The sequence below is a fragment of the Streptomyces sp. NTH33 genome (assembly GCF_003236365.1).
Classification (GTDB): domain Bacteria; phylum Actinomycetota; class Actinomycetes; order Streptomycetales; family Streptomycetaceae; genus Streptomyces.
Genome location: NZ_POTZ01001030.1, coordinates 1 through 752, shown reverse-complemented (window position 1 = coordinate 752; position 752 = coordinate 1). Strand labels below are relative to the sequence as shown.

Here is a 752-nt window from a genome sequence, read left to right as displayed (position 1 = left end):
GCTCGGTGATTAGACACCAACGAGCTGTTCAGGAGGCCCTGCTCGTATGCGCCGAGCACCCCGCGACCACCCAATCGAGACTCCCGTTCGATCGACAAACCCCAAGATCGGTACAACAACAGCCACTAAGCGGATGACCTGAAGTTCTGCGCGGAATCTGGGGCGGCGGCGTCGGCTGGGTGCGACGGCCCTGATGGCGCGAAAATCTCGCCGGGTGTTGCATCGACGTTGACCAAAACGTGGCAAACCCGGCGAGGTCAAGGTCAGTATGCGTCCGGCATCCGTGTTCGCCAACCCTTCCGGTCCGGCGGATCAGCACCTGTACCACCTGCTGCATCACCGGTGACGGGAGGCCGCCCGCGTCGTGATGGTATTGCTGTCCGGGGCCGGCCTGACCGCGGACGAGATCGGCGAGCTGCTCGGCTACCACCCGGCCACGGTGCGCCGCTGGATCCACCGCTACCACGCCGACGGCCCGGCGGGCCTGGCCGACCGCCCCCGCTCCGGGCGGCCCCGGCTCGGCGGTGCCCCTGCCGATAACCTCATCCACGCAGGTGGGAGTGGGTTTCGGCGCCGACCGTGGTCACCCGCGTCGGTGCTCTCGCTCGGGGGACGGTGGAGGCGACATGATGATCGGCCGTGCTGTTGAGACTGGTGTACCTGGGTATGACGAACGCCTTCGCGATGCTGCGACTGCTGCCGATGAGCGACCGGGAGAAGGATGTCGAGATCCTGGCCCTGCGTCATCAGAT

Annotated in this window: 1 pseudogene; it reads left to right on the top strand. The window is 66.6% G+C overall.

The annotated features are described in order from the left end of the window. Positions 1-268 precede the first annotated feature (268 nt). Positions 269-526: pseudogene (locus C1I97_RS42620) on the top strand (helix-turn-helix domain-containing protein); the annotation flags it as partial. Between the last annotated feature and the right edge of the window lie 226 nt (positions 527-752).